Genomic DNA, 16,429 nt, shown 5'->3' with positions numbered 1-16,429 from the left:
TTGCAAGGCAATGCCAAGGCGAGTGCCTTACACCAGCCAGAGCAGGATCATCGCCAGCACAGCCGGTGCTGCCTGCACATACAGGATCCGGCGGCTGACGGTGGCGGCGCCATAAATACCGGCAACGATCACGCAGAGCAGAAAGAAGGTTTTGATCTGGAACGCGAAGCCGGGATTGCCATGGAACAGGCCCCAGACAAGTCCGGCCGCGAGAAAGCCGTTATACAGCCCCTGATTGGCGGCCAGCACCGCGGATTCGGCGGCATTCTCGGGCGTGTTGCGAAAGGTTTTCAGGCCTAGCGGCCTGGTCCAGAGAAACATCTCCAGCACCAGAAAATAGACATGCAGCGCGCCGACCAGCGCCACCAGGCCATTGGCGATCCAGATCATGGTGCGGTCCCCCCAACCGGCAACGGAATTCGGGTGGACGCTAGCATGCCCGGCGTGAAAAGTGCGGCGGCTAACCAGGAATTGGACGAAAATGATGATGTCCGAAAACCGCCAGACAATCCGGTCCCGATCGATGATGCTTCGATCGATGCACCGCAACGCCAGGAAATGACAATGATGCCGGGTCGTAACGCCAGCAAGACCTATGGGACCGTCAGTGCCGACAGGCAGAAGGCGATGAGTGGGCTGGAATTCGTTCAGGGGCTGGCCGACGGAACGCTGCCCCTCAACACGATCGCCCAGACCCTGGGTTATGATGTGGCTGAAGCCGCGAACGGGCGCGTCGTCGTTACCGCGAAACCGAGCGGCATTCATCTCAATCCTGCCGGCACGGTGCACGGCGGTCTGGCGGCCACGCTGCTCGACAGCTGCATGGGATTGGCCGTCCAGTCGACCCTCGAGAAAGGCGTCGGGCAGACGACGGTCGAGTTCAAGATTTCGCTGCTGCGGCCGATTACGCCGGAGACCGGAGAGATCAGGGCCGAAGGCGTCGTGTTGAGCCGCGGCCGGCGTGTCGGCACCGCCGAAGGGCGCATCACCGATGGCAAGGGGCGTTTGCTCGCCCATGGTACAACCACCTGCCTGATTTTTGAGTGCTGATCGCGTGTCCGATATTTCGATGATGGATATGGACCGCACCGCCTGCTTCCGCGCGATCTCGACGCGGGATGCGCGCTTCGACGGAAGGCTGTTCGTTGGCGTCAGGACCACGGGCATCTATTGCCGGCCGATCTGTCCGGCGCGCACGCCAAAATTCGAGAACGTGTCGTTCTATCCTTCCGCGGCGGCGGCGCAGGAGGCCGGCTTTCGCCCCTGCCTGCGCTGCCGGCCGGAAGTCTCGCCCGAGCTTGCGTTCTGGTGCGGCACCTCCAACACCGTGTCGCGCGCGCTGGCGTTGATCGAATCCGGCGGGCTCGACGACGACGATGTCGAGGGCCTTGCCAACCGGCTCGGCGTCGGCGCGCGGCAGCTACGGCGGCTGTTCGCCCAGCATGTCGGTGCGTCGCCGGTCACGGTGGCGCAGACGCGGCGGGTGCTGCTCGCCAAGCAATTGATCCATGAGACCGTGCTGCCGATGGCCGAGGTCGCGTTGGCTTCGGGTTTCAACAGCGTCCGCCGTTTCAACGAGACCTTTCGTGAATTGTTCGGCCGTCCGCCGGCGGCGCTGCGGCGTGTCCGCGACAAGGGCAAGGACGGGCGCGAAGCCGGCGCATTGTCGGTTCGTCTCGCCTATCGGCCGCCCTATGATTGGGACGCGATGCTGGCCTTTCTCGCCGCCCGCGCCATTCCCGGCGTCGAGACCGTGTCGGAAAATCTCTACCGGCGCTCGATCGCGATCGGCGAAAATTGCGGCGTGATCAGCGTCAAGCCGGCGGACAAAAATCGTGTCGATGTCCGGGTACGTTTTCCCGATATGGCGGCATTGCCGCAGATCATCGCGCGGGTGCGGCGGGTGTTCGATCTATCAGCCGATCCCGATACGATCGGGGCGCATCTTGCGCTCGATCCGGCGCTGGCGCCGCTGGTGGCGGCACGGCCGGGCCTGCGCGTGCCCGGCGCGTGGGACGGCTTTGAGCTCGCGGTGCGCGCGATCTTCGGCCAGCAGATCACGGTTCCGGCCGCGACCAGGCTGCTCGGCAAACTGGTGCAGGCCTTTGGCGATCCGCTGCCGGCGGCGCTGCGCGAGAGCGAAGGCCTCAGCCATCTGTTTCCGTCGACCGCGCGGATCGCCGATGAAAATCTGGCAACGCTTGGCTTGCCCGGGGCGCGGGCGAGAGCGGTGACGTCGCTGGCGCAGGCGATCGCCGCTGATCCCGCGATCTTCAGCCGCGGCGCCAACCTCGAAGACGCCATTGTAAAACTGCGGTCGTTGCCGGGGATCGGTGAATGGACCGCGCAATACATCGCCATGCGCGAGCTGCGCGAACCCGATGCGTTCCCGGCCGCCGATGTCGGCTTGCTGCGTGCCCTGGCCGATGCCGACGGCCGGCGTCCCTCGCCGCCGGAGCTGCTGTCGCGCGCCGAGCGCTGGCGGCCGTGGCGCGCCTACGCGGCCTTGCATCTGTGGGCCGCCGGCGTCCAGCATCCCGCCCTGTCCGGAAAAATCGATGCCCGCGAAGCCGCCTGAAACGTTCGGTCTCGACCGGCTGCAAACGCCGATTGGCGTGGCGCTGCTCGTTACCGATGCCGACGGCGTTTTGCGCGCGCTGGACTGGGAAGATTTTGCGCCGCGCATGAAGGAGCTGCTGCGGCTGCAAGTGGGTGCCGTGGTGTTGCGCGGCGCACGGGCTCCCCAAGAGCTCAGGGCGGCGCTATCAGGTTATTTCAAAGGCGATCTCGATCGCCTGACCGCGATCAGATGGCGCGTTGCCGGCACGCCGTTCCAGCAAAAGGTCTGGAAGGCGCTGCCAAGAATTCCCGCCGGCACAACGATGAGCTACGGCGCGCTGGCGGCGAAACTGAAATCGCCCAACGCGATGCGCGCGGTCGGCCACGCCAACGGCTCAAATCCGATCAGCGTAGTGATCCCCTGTCATCGCCTGATCGGCGCCAACGGCTCGCTGATCAAATATGGCGGCGGGCTCGAGCGGAAGCGCTGGCTGTTACAGCACGAAGGCGTGGATATCGGCTCGTAGGTGGGCGTGCAATCCCTCAGGCCGTCATTCCGGGCCTGCGCCAAGAGGCGCATCCCGGAATGACGGCTTGAGAAAAACGTCAGGTCCGTAAACCGCCAGACAGCTTTTTGCATCACCCGTAGCGTCTCCATCCGACACAATGGAGACGACCAATGACCGATGCAGAGATTCAGGATTTCGTGACGCGATTTGCCGCCGCCTGGGCGGCGCGCGATGGCAAGGCTTTTCTCGATCTGTGGCACCCGGAAGGCTTGCTGCACACGCCGCTGGTGGACCGCGCGGTCTCGGGCAGCGAACTCGATCGCCTGATGGAGGTGCAGAAAGCCGCCGCCCCGGATTTCGTCTGGCAATTGCTCGACTGGACCTCGCGCGGCGATGTCGTCATCATCGAATGGCAGACCACCCGGGTCATCAACGGCGCACGGTTCGACTGGCGCGGCGTCGACAAATTCCGGATTAAAGACGGCAAGATCATCGAGGAGCGCGTCTACAGCGACACCGCGCCGCTGCGCGCATTCCGCAAAGGCGAAACGCTGGAACCGATCACCAAATTCTAGAAGCGCTCGTAACATCTTCGAGTGAGCGCGCGTGGCCAACACGGCCAACTGCCGTGTTGGCCATTACACTGCAATCACCTCGGCGGGGATAGCCCTCGTCAGACAATCGTAACCGGCTTGTTTTCCTGGAGCTAATCGAGGTCTTCGCCACGGGTGTTTCGAATGTCCCGCATGATCCAGGCGAACACAAGAAGCGAAGGCGCCCACGCGAGTACCGCTCCGACTATCATCGCTTGTGCTGTCGTCATCATAGCTCCTTGATGTCCCACGCGCTCTATCGACACCAATGCAACGGTTCAACGGGCTCGCTTTCCACAATGTACGGGACGCGATTGCGGGTGCGCCGCGATTCCATGACGCGCCCGGTTCCTTACGCGCCAATGACATTTTCCAGCTCCGGTACCGTCAAATGCCTCACGAGCGACAAGTGCGGAGCTGCAGCATCGCCGGACTATTTCTGGTCTGCGACAGACGCCTCAGGACATTTGTAGAGCCATCGCCAATAGGCTTTGTTGCGTTCGCGCTGACGTTTGTAGTTCTCGCGGCACCTGGCCGAGCAAAATTGCGCGAAGTGCCAGCTGAACCGGACTAACCCGAAGGGACGATCGCAGTCCGGATTGCCACAGCGATTGGTCACGACACGGCCTCCGCAATCGTCTGCTGCATCAACCGAATGAAGTTCTTCTGGCCTTCGCGAAGACAAGCGCGTCCGCAGTAATGTTCACCCGCAGGGCTTCTCAAAGAGACTATCTTGGCGTCTTCACTGTCGCATTCGGAACAGCGTGGGCATGCACGCATGGCGGCCTCCTTCTGAGGAATTGCCATTCACTGATCGTAGTGTGATGCATTATCTCGCCGTCGAATTATCGAAAGGCGACGATACCCCTAGTCTCATTCCCGCCCCCCCGATATTCAACTTGTCTAGATGGTTGGTCCGCTCATCCCTACGTATATCGGGCCCCCGCCCGATGGCGTCGGTGGTATGTCGATGGTATGATGTTCCCGTTTTGTCCGCTGTCGCCCGGACCGATCCGGTCGGTGCCGCCCTGGCCAAATTGCGTCAATTGCTCCTTCCATCGCCGTGATTCCGCAGAGCGAGGTCGAGGCAGTTGATCAAAGCTTCTCCGGCGAACGGCTTGGCCAGGAAACAGGTCGCTCCTGCTGTCAGGGCCCGCGCGCGAACGTTCTCGGCAGAGAAAGCCGTGATGAAAATGAACGGCACCCGGTATCCGCCGGCAAGCAGGTGGGCTTGCAGTTCGAGACCGTTCATTATTGGCATGTGAACATCTGCTATCACGCACGAGGTGGCATTCAGGTCAGGCGAGCGCAGGAACTCCTCGGCCGATGCGAATGCATGGACGATGTATCCAAGCGACCTCACGAAATTGTAGGTCGCGGCGCGAACGGAGCCGTCGTCGTCGATGATCGAAATTACGGCTGGGTTGGACAAAGCGGTCCTTCCTGGAGGGCAGAATACCACTTGGCGTAAGCCGCTTTGCGGCAGAGTGCTCGGCAAATAAAGAACGGAAAATCATACTTAGGTTTGTAGGGCGCAAGCGGATGGCTTGATGATGCGCCAGGTCACTCTATGCGCAGGTCACTGCGGCGGCGCCGCGCGCTGCAATCCGAGCGTCTGGGCCATCTTCACCAGATCGGCCAGCGATTTCGCGGCCATTTTTCGCATGATTTGCCCGCGGTGTATCTTCACGGTGATCTCGGCAATTCCGATTTCGGCCGCGACCTGCTTGTTCATGAGTCCAGCGGTGACCAGAGCCATCACCTCCCGCTCCCGGGCGGTCAGGGTCCCGAAGTGCGCATGCAGGTCCGAGAGGATCTTGGCTTCATCGCGGCTATTTCGGTCGCGTTCGATCGCCGCCGCCACGGCATCCAGCATGTCCTGATCGCGGAATGGCTTGGTCAGAAAGTCGACAGCGCCGGCTTTCATCGCCCTGACCGTCATCGGGATATCGCCGTGACCCGTCATGAAGATGATTGGAATGTGGATGCCCGCCCTGGCAAGGTCGACCTGAAAGTCGAGACCGCTCAGTCGAGGCAGCCTGATGTCAAGGATCAGGCAACTGGCAACATCCGGAAGCTTGCTCTGCAGGAATTCGGGAGCCGACCCGAACACTTCGACGCGCAAGCCCACTGACCGGAACAGACTGCTGAGTGCGTCACGCACCGACGCATCATCGTCGACAACGTAGACGATCGGCTCCTCCGCGCTTGCAACGTTGCGAGGCGATGTCGAACGGCCGATCACGGCGTATTGTCCTCCTGCTGCATCGGCAAGCTGAACTGAAACGTCGCACCGGGCCCCGTATTGCCGGAGGCCGACAGCCGCCCGCCATGAGACTCGACGATCGATCGGCAGATCGACAGGCCCATGCCCATGCCGCCGGATTTGGTGGTGAAGAAGGGGTCGAACAGCCGGTCGGCGTGCTCGGCGGCCAATCCGACACCGCAGTCGCTTACCGTGACCAGAATTTGACGACCTTCATCCTGATGCGTCCGGATCACCAGCTCGCGCGGTCGGTCGGTGACGGGTTGCATCGCTTCAATGCCGTTGACGACGAGATTGAGGATTACCTGCTGCAGCTCGATCCGATCGCCGAGGACCAGGCCGAGGCCCGGGGCCAGTTCCATACGCAGCGACGTCCGCTGGCCGAACAGTTCGCGATGCAGCAAGGTGATCACCTCGTTGACGACTTCATTGATGTCCAGCGGCACTTTCTGGCAGGCGGTCTTGGTTACCAGAGCACGGACGCGCTGGATCACTTCGCTAGCCCGATTACCGTCATTGACAATCGACTCCAGAGCGATGTGCGCTTCCTTCAGGTCGGGAGTGTCGCGGTCGAGCCAACGCAGGGCGGCCGCGGCGTTGGCGACGACGGCAGCGAGCGGCTGGTTTACCTCATGGGCGATCGATGCAGCCAGTTCCCCGAGAGCCGTCACGCGCGCGACGTGCGCGAGTTCGGCCTGCGCTTCATGCAGTTTCTCTGCGGCTCGCTTGTGTTCCGTGACATCCGTCACCGCTCCGACAAATTCGACGCCGCCCGATGCATCGGTCACAGCATGCGCCGTCGCATGGACGTATTTGGTCGAGTCGTCGGGCAGCAGCAATCGATATTCGTGATCGAAATCCCTCCCGTCGCTGGACGCCCGGTCGATGGTCTGTTGCGCGCCCGCTCGATCGTCGGGATGAATGCGTTGAACGACCATGTCGAGCGTGACGAAAGGTGCCCTGTCGTAGCCAAATATTCGGAAAGTTTCGTCCGACCAGATGCTTTCGCCGGTGGCGACACGCCAGCCGAAGCTGCCGGTGTGGCTCAATCGCTGCGCTTCGGCCAAATAGTTCCCACTCTGCCGCAGGGCGTTTTCTGCCTCCTTGCGCTCGGTGATGTCCTCGCATGCGATCAGGACGATCAACCGGTTATTCTGCCGTCGCACGGCTTTGGCGTTTTCACGAACCCATAGCGCCGAACCGTCCTTGCGGACCTTTCGGATCTCCCAACTGTGGGTTTGGCCGATATTGTCCAGGCAGACGGCAACATTATTCCGGACCCGGTCCCGGTCTTCCTCAAAGAAGACTTTCAGCACGGATTGCCCGAGCAATGCGCTGACCGGATAGCCGAGCTGCGCGGCACCAAAAGTGTTCACGGACAAGACGGTGCCGTCCGCATCGACCATGAAGTACATGACCGGGTTGTGCTCGAAGACCTCCTTCCACTGCGCCTCGCTCTCGCGCAGCGCTTCTGTCGCACGCTGTTCGGCCCTTGTGCGGCTGTCGAGTTCGGCTTCCATTTGCCTGCGGGTACTCCCCACCAGGTGCACCATGATCATTGCGGCGAGAAACAAGGCGATCAGCAGCGCGACGGCAATCAAATGGTCAGCGATATCGGGTGCGGGGCCGAGCACGAGCCAGATGCAGGCTGCCGCCAGCCACGCCAGCGCCATGCCGCCGAGCAGCGATTGCTCGGCAGACCGCGAGAATTTCAGTTTCTGGTTACGCATGGCAGCACTAAGCATTTGGCCATCCGGGCCGGCGCTGCGTCGTCAGGTGATCACGACCATCAGCGGCAACGACGTGGCCCTCCCAACGGACAGCATCCTAGCAGCTTTTCAAGCTTCGGACGTTATGGTGCGCCGCGATATGCGCAGCGTCTCAAGCCATTTGCCGTTGGGGCCGTTCGTGCGCCTGTCCCTCGCCAGGCTCAGGCCGCCGATCCTAAACCTAGGTATGTTCCTCTCAACCAAATGTAACCTACGGATCAACCTCCGTTCAATGGTCCGGCGCATCTCCGCGATTACGCTCGCTGGATAGCCGAGCCGCACCTGAGCGGCCTGCTCGCGTTGGACGTTGCGTATCGTCGCCGTTGTCCGGAATAGCTGCTTTGTTAATCCCGCTTGCTTAACGACCGCCGTCTTGTCCCGCCACAAATCCGGGGAATGATATGTCAAAGCCAAGCCTGCGATTGATCCATTGCTCGAATGGCATCGGACCGGAAGCAAGGCGCCGGCCGCGCGGCGGCGGCTTCCGACCATTCGTTATTCGTGGAGGCTATGGATCCGTGCCGGACGAGCGTTCATGGGAGGCTGCCCTTGAACTGATCGATATCGGCTTTCTGGTTTTCTTTGGAAATTATTTTGCCCTCGTGGAGGCCAGTACGGCCGTTCTCGGCGGCCGCGACTGGACGGATCCCGAAAACACCAGCTAGATTGACGTGGTGCGCCCGAACCATCTGCCGAACCGGGTGGGCCGCTGCAACAGCGCCTCAGGCGCATCGTTCGCATCGACGCTTTGTCCCTCCGGGTCGCGCTAGCTGCCTCGTCACATCGGCCAGCTTCGGCATTTTCCAACCCGCAGGCAGAGATCACCCTGCTGACCTGCGCGTCTCGAATTAGGAGATCAGTGCCTGATGTCACCGCTCGACAAGATCGCGCTCTTTATCGATGGCGCCAATCTCCACGCGACCTGCAGAGCGCTCGGTTTCGACGTCGATTACAAGCGTCTGCTCAAGGAATTCCAGAGCCGTGGCGTGCTGCTGCGGGCGTTCTATTTCACAACCATTATCGAGGATCAGGAATATTCATCGGTCCGCCCCCTCATCGATTGGCTCGACTATAACGGCTATACCGTCGTTACCAAGCCCACCAAGGAGTTCATCGACGCCGGCGGCCGCCGCAAGGCGAAGGGCAGCATGAATATCGAGCTCGCCGTCAATGCGATGGCGCTCGCCGGTCATATCGACCAGATGTTTCTGTTCTCGGGCGATGGGGACTTCCGCCCGCTGCTCGAAGCGATGCAGCGCCGCGGCGTCCACGTTACCGTCGTCTCTACCAATGCCAGCCAGCCGCCGATGGTGGCTGACGAATTGCGGCGGCAGGCCGACCTCTTCGTTGACCTTGTGGAATTGAAGCCCAAGCTCGGGCGCGATCCGTCGGTTCGGCCGGGACCACGCGAGATACGCCAGCGATCGCCCCAATTCGCGTCGCGCGGGACGATCAATGGAAATGACCTCACGGACTGATTTCTCGACGGCTAACCGGCCGGCGCCGAAAACCACAGCATGAGCTTGAGCCCCGGCGAATTGTCGCGCATCTCGATCCGTGCGCCGTGAAGGCGGGCGACGGCGGCCACAAGGCTGAGCCCGAGACCGTTTCCCGGCGTGTAGCGGCTTTGCTCGAGCCGGTAGAAGCGCTTGAAGACATGCTCATGCTGGTCGGCGGGAATTCCCGGCCCGTCATCGGCGATCGAGACCACCGGCCTGCCGTCGATGGTCTCGTTCGCCACCACGACATGCCCTCCGGCGCGGCCGTGCTTGATCGCATTGTCGACGAGATTGGCGATCGCGTCGAAGATCAGATCGCGATCGCCCGTCACCAGCACCTCGGGATCGCCGACAATGGTGAGACGGGTGCCGTCCGGTTCGGCCGCGGCATCGTACAGCTCGACGACCTCACCGGCGATTTCGACCAGGTTCACGGTGCGGAACGCGCCCTTGCGCTCCCGGGTCTCGATCTGCGCAATCCGTGTCAGCGAGGAGAATATCCGCAACACCGCGTCGAGGTCGGCGATGGTGTCGCCGATCAGCGATTGATCGCCGGCGCCATCGCGCTGACCGTGATAGGCCTTCTCCAGCCGTCCGCGCATCCGCGTCAGCGGGGTCCGCAGATCGTGGGCAACGTTGTCGCTGACCTGCTTAACCTCGCCCACCAGGGTTTCGATGCGGTCCAGCATCTGATTGAGATTCTCCGCAACGCGATCCCATTCGTCATTGGTGCCGCGGAGCGGGATGCGCTTGTCGAGCCCGCTCTGCATGATGGCCCGGCTGGTCGCGTTGATCGATTCGATGCGCCCGACCGTCCGCCGCGTCACCAGAATGCTGGCGACTGCCGCCAGCACGAAGATCAATGCGATGCCCGAGATCACCGCGAGCTTCATCTGATCGGTAAAGCTGTCGAGGTCGCCGATATCGCGTCCCACCAGCAGACGATCGCCGTTGGCGAATGTTTCGAGCATGGCCCGCAGCAGCGGCCGGTCTGCCGTGCCACGCAACGGCTCCTGCGCGCGAAACTCGGCCCATCCCCTGGCCGCCGCGACCGTCGCCGGCCATGCCTTCAGGTTCCCGGCCAGCGGGACCAATGCGCGATCGACGAGCAGATAGACATTGCCGGCAAAGCCCCGGTCGGCGATGCGCTGCTCGATCAGGGCGGCCAGGCCTTCGCGCCCCGATTGCGCGTAAGCGCCTTGCAGGCTGACATAATCGGTCATGATGGCGCGATCCGAGCGGCCGCGCACGTAGGAGGAGGTGGATAGATAGACGTAGCTGAAAATCGCCGACGCGATCACGCCAAACGTCCCGATCGCGATCAGCGCCAGCCGGAACGTCGATGACGTGAGCGTCTTAGTCAGGAGCACGGAGACAGTATCCCATGCCGCGCACCGTATGGATCAGCGGATAGGCCTGCTGGCCGTCGACCTTGCGGCGCACGCGTCCGACATAGACATCGATGATATTGGTCGAGGGATCGAAATGAAGGTCCCAGACGTGCTGAAGCAGCATCGCCCGGGATACGACGCGGCCCTCGTTGCGCACCAGATATTCCAGAAGCTGGAATTCCCTGGGCAGCAGCAGGATGTCCTTGCCGTGCCGGCTGGCGGTCCGCGACATCAGGTCGACGGCGAGATCGCCGACCCGCAAAATGGTTTCCTTGACGATGGTGTCGCTGCGCCGCCCCAGCGCCTCGACGCGCGCCAGCAATTCGACGAAGGAAAACGGCTTGACCAGGTAGTCGTCGCCGCCGGAACGCAGACCGCGCACCCGGTCGTCGACTTCTCCGAGCGCGCTGATGATCAGCACGGGCGCCGCAACGCCGTCGTCGCGCAATTGACGCATCACCGCGATGCCGTCGATATCCGGAAGCATGCGATCGATCGTGATCACGGCATAGTCGGAGGTCGCGCCGCGGTTCAGCGCCTCGTTGCCGGTGGCGGCCAGATCCACCTGGTAGCCGCTGCTGGTGAGCGAATCCACCAGCTGCCCGGCAGTTTCCGGGTCGTCTTCAACGACCAGAATGCGGCGGTGACCTCCCGTCATGGTCCTTGTTCTCCGAACGACCGGTCGAGCGCCCAATCAAGCGCCCAAGTCTCAAGCGTCCAAGTCAGCGTCCAAGTCGCCTCGCTTGGCCTAGATATACGTCAGAATATACGTCAGAAACCGAGTGGAAGGTCGTCTGACGGGTCGCACATAAGCGTGATGGCCGCAGCCGGCCGATCCAGATTCGGCTTCGCCGTAACATGCGCTGCTCACGACCGCAGCTTGCCCGTGAACCGCGCCGACGCGATGGTACGCGATACAGGCCAACGCGTCGGGCGGTGTTCCAGCCATGCGCCGGATCGAGATGACAGCGGCGTCCGTTCGATCGCGCCGCGCTTCGGCCGCGTCAGTAATAGTTGCCGTAGCAGACGTTGACGTACTGCAGTCCATAGGACGTCCACACCCGGCGCCAGCAATCGTCGTAGCCGGCGTAGACATAGGACCCGTCAAAGAATCCGAAGCGATGGTGGCGATGGAAGAACCGGCCGTTATGGAACGCGAACCGGGGCGAGATTCCGGCATGCGCGAACCGCGCGCCTGCGAAACTTCTGCCGACGAAATGCTGGCCGCCGATAGCGGCGAAATGCGCGCCTCCACCGCCGAAGTGCATGCCACCGCCGCCAAAGCCACCGCCGTGCATGCCGCCGCCAAAGCCCCCGCCATGCATGCCGCCGCCAAAGCCGCCGCCCATGCCGCCGCCGTGCCCACCACCGCCGCCACCGCCACCGTGCCCGCCACCACCACCGCCGCCACCGCCGCGAGCGAGCGCCGGTGACGCAAGCGCAAGCGACGTGGCAAGCGCGCCTGCGATGAGGCTTCTAAAGAACTTGTTGTTCATCCGGATCCTCCTCCGTGGTTGAATTGCAGCGACGAATACCGTCGCAGGAAGAACGATCAGGAGACCCAAACGATCCAATGATTACAACTTACAAAGGCGACAGTTTCTGACAGCGAAGTTAGTTTCGCCCGCGTCGCGGAGGCGAAGCTGTTCGGGGGGGACGAAGAACGAAGCCGGGCTTGGTTGCTCGACGGCCGGGAAGCGCCAATCAGGGCATGACAAGCGTGATGACCCCGTCGGCGCTGTCCCCGCTGTTGATGCCGTCGCGGGCCATCGATTCGATGACAGGCCATTTCTGCCGAAACAGCGCCGACGCCTCGTGTATGTCCGAGGCGTCTACCCTGACGCAGCACGCCCGCCGTCCACCTTCGTTCGCGATCTGAAAGAAGAAGGTGTAGCCAGCCGGCTCCCCATTGCCTTTCATCGGCGTTCGTTCTTGTCGCATCCAGTATCCCCTCTGATTTGCGTCGAACCAGAGCAGACTGCATTTTCAATTTGGATTTTCGTGCGGCGCGATTGTGACGCAGGAAAAATCCGCGCGCAGTGTTGCAAACATCAGACAGTTGGAACGGCGACGGTCTGGGAAGACGCAGCGATTCGCGGAATCGTCACGACGAAGGCGGAATCGTCACGACGAAGGAGGACGAATCCTCCGGCGATCATGCATCACGGTACGCGCTGCCGCCGCATTTCCATTCCGCGAAAATTTCGCGCCTGTCGCATGCACACAATCGTGATTCGTGGAACCGTGGCTGCGCGTAACGAAGGTGCCGCGCGTGCGTAAATCGGGAACGTGCCGCAAAAAGCGGCAGCTGTCGTCAATCTTGATCAGGGAACGAAATGGTCGGCATGAAAACATCTCTCAACATCGCCGAAAAAGGCGCCGGATCCTATCGTGTTCTGGCCATACTGCGCTGGGTCATGGTCGTGATCTTCGTGTCGTTTGGCATGCAGAAGTTCACGCTGCAGTCGGCTCAGGGCATTGTTCAGTTCATCAGCAATAGTCCATTTATTTCGTGGCTATCGGTATTCGGCCTAAGGGGAGAGGCGTATTTCCTCGGCGTTGCCGAGTTTGGCATTGCGGCGCTTCTCGCGGCGGGCGCGTTCAGCCCGATCCTGTCGGCGATCGGTTCGCTGATGGGGGTGATCACTTTTGCCATCACTTGGTCGTTTTTCTTCACGACTCCCGGTGTTGTCAGATGGAGCCTGTCGACCGATCCGATAGCCTGGAATTTGACCGGCGAGTTCATATTCAAGGACATCGTCCTGCTGTGCGTCTGTGCGGTGTTGTTTCTCGCCTCCCTGCCGCAATCCGTCATCCGGTCACGCTCGGCCTAGAACTTTCCATCATCGTGGCTCGCGCTTGCGCGCGCCGGGAATGACGCGCGGAGAGAGCGCCCGGCTCACGCCGCGGGCTGGGCCACGGTGTCTTCGTTGGTGAGCAGATGGATCAGCGCGCTCTTGATCGCGGCCTGCCGCGTCGGTGCGTTGATCTGTGCGCCCAAGAGGTCGGTGACGTAGAACACGTCGCGGGCGCGCTCGCCGAAAGTCGCGACATGGGCCGAGGCGATATTGAGGTTGAGTTTCGAGATCGCCGTCGTCAGCTGGTACAACAGACCCGGCCGGTCGAGGCCGGAGACCTCGATCACGGTGTAGCGGTCCGACCATTGGTTGTTGATGATGACTTCCGGCTCGACGACGAAAGGGCGCGCCTTGCCGCGGCTTGCCGCCCGCCGCGCCACCACGTCGGGCAGGCGCAACTTGCCTTCGAGTACGTCCTCGATCATCTCTCCGATCCGGGTGGCGCGCCGTCCCTCGTCCTCGTCGCGGTCGTATTCCCGCGAGATGGCGATGGTGTCGAGCGCGCGGCCGTCGGTGGTGGTGTAGATCTGCGCGTCGACGATATTGGCGCCCGCCGACGCGCAGGCCCCGGCGATGATCGACAGCAGCCAGGGATGGTCGACGGCCAGAATCGTCAGTTCGGTGACGCCGCGCGCCTCGTCGAAGCCGACATTGATCGCAAGCTTGTGGCCGGCGGTTTCGCTGGCGCGCAGGAAGCGGGCATGGCGGATCTTGCGCGGCAGCTCGACCTTGAGCCAGTACGCCGGATAGTGCCGGCCGATATAGGCGTTGAGTTCCTGCTCCGGCCATTCGTTGAAGGCGGCGCGGAATTCCCGTTGCGCGACCTCGATGCGCTGCGCGCGATTCACTTCCGAGAAGCCGCCGGTCAGCACCGGCTCGGTCTCGTAATACAGCGTGCGCAGCAGCTGCGCCTTCCAGCCGTTCCAGACGCCGGGGCCGACGCCGCGGATGTCGGCCGTGGTCAGGATGGTCAACAGCTTCATCTGCTCGACCGACTGCACGACGGCGGCGAAATTCTCGATCGTCTTGCGGTCGGACAGGTCGCGCGACTGCGCCACCGACGACATCGTCAGATGCTGCTCGATCAGCCAGGCGATCAGTTCGGTATCGGCGGTGTTGAATCCGAGCCGCGGGCACAGCCGCCGCGCTACCTTGGACCCGGCGATCGAATGATCCTCGGGGCGGCCCTTGGCGACGTCGTGCAGCAGCGTGGTGATGTAGATCACCGCGCGGTGCTCGGGGCGGATCTTGCGCATCAAATCGCTGGCGACGATGAACTCGTCGTTGCCGCCGCGTTCGATCTCCTGCAAATGGCCGATGCAGCGCAGCAGATGTTCGTCGACCGTGTAGTGATGATACATGTTGAACTGCATCATCGACACGATCTTGCCGAAGGCGCGGATGAAATGACCGAGCACGCCGGTCTCGTTCATGCGCCGCAGCACGGTCTCCGCATCGTTCGATGCCAGGATTTCGATGAACAGCCGGTTGGCTTCCGGGTTCTCGCGCAGCGGGGTGTTGATCAGCTTCAGCGAGCGCGTCACCGTGCGCATGGCGTCGGGGTGGAAGGCGAGATTGTTCTTTTGCGCCAGGCGGAAGATCCGGATCAAATTGACCGGGTCGTGCTTGAAGACATCGGGGGCGGCGAGGTTGATGCGGTTGTTGTCGACGATGAAATCGTCGCTGTCGGGCACCCGACGCCGGTGCATGCTCGGCCTTAAGCGAGCCACCATGCGGCTCAGGACCGGTGCCGGCTTCTTCTGCTCTTCTTCCAGCTTGGCGCACAGGATCGCGGTGAGATCGCCGACGTCCTTCGCGATCAGGAAGTAGTGCTTCATGAAGCGTTCGACATCCTGCATGCCGGGATGCGAGGTATAGCCGAGCCGGACCGCGATCTCGCGCTGCATGTCGAACGACAGCCGCTCCTCAGGCCGCCCGGAGAAGAAATGGATGTTGCAGCGGACCGACCACAGGAAATCGGCGCAGCGGCGGAAGGTGCGGTATTCCTGCGCGTCGAACACGCCGCGGTCCAGCAGCTCGTCGGTCTCGCGCACGCGGTAGACATATTTGGCGATCCAGAACAGCGTGTGCAGGTCGCGCAACCCGCCCTTGCCGTCTTTCACATTGGGCTCGACCAGATAGCGCGATTGGCCGGCGCGGCGGTGCCGCTCCTCGCGCTCGGCGAGCTTTGCGGTGACGAATTCGGACGCGGTGCCCTGCACGACCTCCTTGTCGAACCGGTTCACCAGTTCGTCGTACAGCGGCTGATCGCCGGTCAGGAACCGGGTCTCGAGGATCGCGGTGCGGATCGTCATGTCGCCGCGCGCCTGCCGGATCGATTCATCGACCGAGCGGGTGGCGTGGCCGACCTTCAAACCCATGTCCCACAGGCAATAGAGGATGGCTTCGGCGACCTGCTCGCCCCAGGCGGTCTGCTTGTAAGGCAGGATGAACAGCAGATCGATATCGGACTCGGGCGCCATCAACCCGCGGCCATAGCCGCCGGTGGCGACCACCGCCATGCGCTCGGCGCCGGAGGGAATATGCGAGCGATAAAGGTGCCGGGTTGCTGCGGCGTAGAGGATGCGGATGATCTCGTCCTGGACGAAACACAGCCGCTCCGCGCAGTGCCGGCCGTGCCGGTCCTTCAGCAGCACGGCCTGGGCGGTGGTGCGCGCCGCGACCATTTCGGCCTTGAGCAGTTGCGCCATCGCCGCGCGAAACATGTCCTCGCGGCCGGCGTGTTGTTCGGCAAGCGCGTCGACCGCGGCGGTGATCCGCGCGGTATCGAACCGTTCGTCGGCTTGCGGGCGGGGCTCGGTCACGGCGCTGTCCATGATCTACCCCGATATCGGACGCCGCTTGCGCTGTCACTGATGATTGTTGGGCAACAGTAGCTCTATGCTGGATTCCGGCCGCCGCAAGCAAAGCTGTTCTCGCAGCGCCGGTTTCGCGGCAGCTATTTTCTCGTTGATTTTGCAATCT

15 protein-coding genes and 1 pseudogene are annotated in these 16,429 nt (G+C 62.5%); 7 read left to right on the top strand and 9 right to left on the bottom strand.

The window, feature by feature from the left end; genetic code table 11:
* Nucleotides 1–27 precede the first annotated feature (27 nt).
* The gene (locus V1289_RS19290; protein WP_334398358.1) at nucleotides 28–390 is read right to left on the bottom strand and encodes a DUF1304 domain-containing protein; all 363 of its coding nucleotides are present in this window, start codon (nucleotides 388–390) and stop codon (nucleotides 28–30) included.
* A 177-nt stretch (nucleotides 391–567) separates the two neighbouring features.
* On the opposite strand from V1289_RS19290, the gene V1289_RS19285 reads away from it, so the two are divergent.
* From V1289_RS19285 to V1289_RS19270, 4 genes are all read left to right on the top strand, one after another.
* Nucleotides 568–1,050: a PaaI family thioesterase gene (locus tag V1289_RS19285; RefSeq protein ID WP_442896189.1), complete on the top strand. Its 483-nt coding sequence runs from the start codon at nucleotides 568–570 to the stop codon at nucleotides 1,048–1,050.
* 19 nt (nucleotides 1,051–1,069) lie between these two features.
* Complete coding sequence (locus V1289_RS19280) at nucleotides 1,070–2,578, top strand: AlkA N-terminal domain-containing protein (protein WP_334398356.1); 1,509 nt, start codon at nucleotides 1,070–1,072, stop codon at nucleotides 2,576–2,578.
* Nucleotides 2,559–3,086, top strand: a complete 528-nt coding sequence (locus V1289_RS19275; protein WP_334398355.1) for a methylated-DNA--[protein]-cysteine S-methyltransferase — start codon at nucleotides 2,559–2,561, stop codon at nucleotides 3,084–3,086. Before V1289_RS19280 ends, V1289_RS19275 begins: the two co-directional genes overlap by 20 nt.
* Before the next feature lie 152 nt (nucleotides 3,087–3,238).
* Nucleotides 3,239–3,643, top strand: a complete 405-nt coding sequence (locus V1289_RS19270; RefSeq protein ID WP_334398354.1) for a nuclear transport factor 2 family protein — start codon at nucleotides 3,239–3,241, stop codon at nucleotides 3,641–3,643.
* A 1,060-nt stretch (nucleotides 3,644–4,703) separates the two neighbouring features.
* Here the strand turns inward: V1289_RS19270 and V1289_RS19265 are convergent.
* The 3 genes from V1289_RS19265 to V1289_RS19255 form a co-directional block, all read right to left on the bottom strand.
* Nucleotides 4,704–5,093: a response regulator transcription factor gene (locus V1289_RS19265; RefSeq protein ID WP_334398353.1), complete on the bottom strand. Its 390-nt coding sequence runs from the start codon at nucleotides 5,091–5,093 to the stop codon at nucleotides 4,704–4,706.
* Nucleotides 5,094–5,240: 147 nt separating this feature from the next.
* Nucleotides 5,241–5,906 (bottom strand): response regulator transcription factor, encoded by a 666-nt coding sequence (locus tag V1289_RS19260; protein WP_334398352.1) that lies wholly within the window; start codon nucleotides 5,904–5,906, stop codon nucleotides 5,241–5,243.
* Nucleotides 5,903–7,600, bottom strand: coding sequence for a PAS domain-containing sensor histidine kinase (locus tag V1289_RS19255; RefSeq protein ID WP_334398351.1), 1,698 nt, complete (start codon nucleotides 7,598–7,600; stop codon nucleotides 5,903–5,905). The genes V1289_RS19260 and V1289_RS19255 overlap by 4 nt, the downstream gene beginning before the upstream one ends.
* A 614-nt stretch (nucleotides 7,601–8,214) precedes the next feature.
* Here V1289_RS19255 and V1289_RS19250 point away from each other — a divergent pair.
* Together V1289_RS19250 and V1289_RS19245 are read left to right on the top strand one after the other, a co-directional pair.
* A complete protein-coding gene (locus tag V1289_RS19250) occupies nucleotides 8,215–8,361 on the top strand; it encodes a hypothetical protein (RefSeq protein ID WP_334398350.1) in 147 nt (48 codons plus the stop codon).
* A gap of 201 nt (nucleotides 8,362–8,562) precedes the next feature.
* A complete protein-coding gene (locus V1289_RS19245) occupies nucleotides 8,563–9,174 on the top strand; it encodes a LabA-like NYN domain-containing protein (protein WP_334398349.1) in 612 nt (203 codons plus the stop codon).
* Between the two features lie 11 nt (nucleotides 9,175–9,185).
* Here the strand turns inward: V1289_RS19245 and V1289_RS19240 are convergent.
* From V1289_RS19240 to V1289_RS19225, 4 genes and pseudogenes are all read right to left on the bottom strand, one after another.
* A pseudogene (locus V1289_RS19240) lies at nucleotides 9,186–10,121 on the bottom strand (sensor histidine kinase); the annotation flags it as partial.
* A gap of 430 nt (nucleotides 10,122–10,551) precedes the next feature.
* On the bottom strand, nucleotides 10,552–11,244 hold the full coding sequence (locus V1289_RS19235) for a response regulator transcription factor (protein WP_309180650.1): 693 nt from the start codon (nucleotides 11,242–11,244) through the stop codon (nucleotides 10,552–10,554).
* A gap of 346 nt (nucleotides 11,245–11,590) precedes the next feature.
* Nucleotides 11,591–12,082: a hypothetical protein gene (locus tag V1289_RS19230; protein WP_334398347.1), complete on the bottom strand. Its 492-nt coding sequence runs from the start codon at nucleotides 12,080–12,082 to the stop codon at nucleotides 11,591–11,593.
* Between the two features lie 208 nt (nucleotides 12,083–12,290).
* Complete coding sequence (locus V1289_RS19225) at nucleotides 12,291–12,527, bottom strand: hypothetical protein (protein ID WP_309180648.1); 237 nt, start codon at nucleotides 12,525–12,527, stop codon at nucleotides 12,291–12,293.
* 404 nt (nucleotides 12,528–12,931) lie between these two features.
* Between V1289_RS19225 and V1289_RS19220 the strand changes: the two genes are divergently transcribed.
* Nucleotides 12,932–13,420 (top strand): DUF417 family protein, encoded by a 489-nt coding sequence (locus tag V1289_RS19220; protein WP_334407551.1) that lies wholly within the window; start codon nucleotides 12,932–12,934, stop codon nucleotides 13,418–13,420.
* A gap of 65 nt (nucleotides 13,421–13,485) precedes the next feature.
* Here V1289_RS19220 and V1289_RS19215 read toward each other — a convergent pair whose 3' ends face one another.
* The gene (locus V1289_RS19215; protein ID WP_334398345.1) at nucleotides 13,486–16,281 is read right to left on the bottom strand and encodes a [protein-PII] uridylyltransferase; all 2,796 of its coding nucleotides are present in this window, start codon (nucleotides 16,279–16,281) and stop codon (nucleotides 13,486–13,488) included.
* Nucleotides 16,282–16,429: the final 148 nt, after the last annotated feature.

This window comes from Bradyrhizobium sp. AZCC 2289, assembly GCF_036924615.1.
Taxonomy (GTDB): Bacteria; Pseudomonadota; Alphaproteobacteria; order Rhizobiales; family Xanthobacteraceae; genus Bradyrhizobium.
Note: the sequence above shows the minus strand (reverse complement) of the source record. Positions and strands in the feature narration are given on the sequence as shown.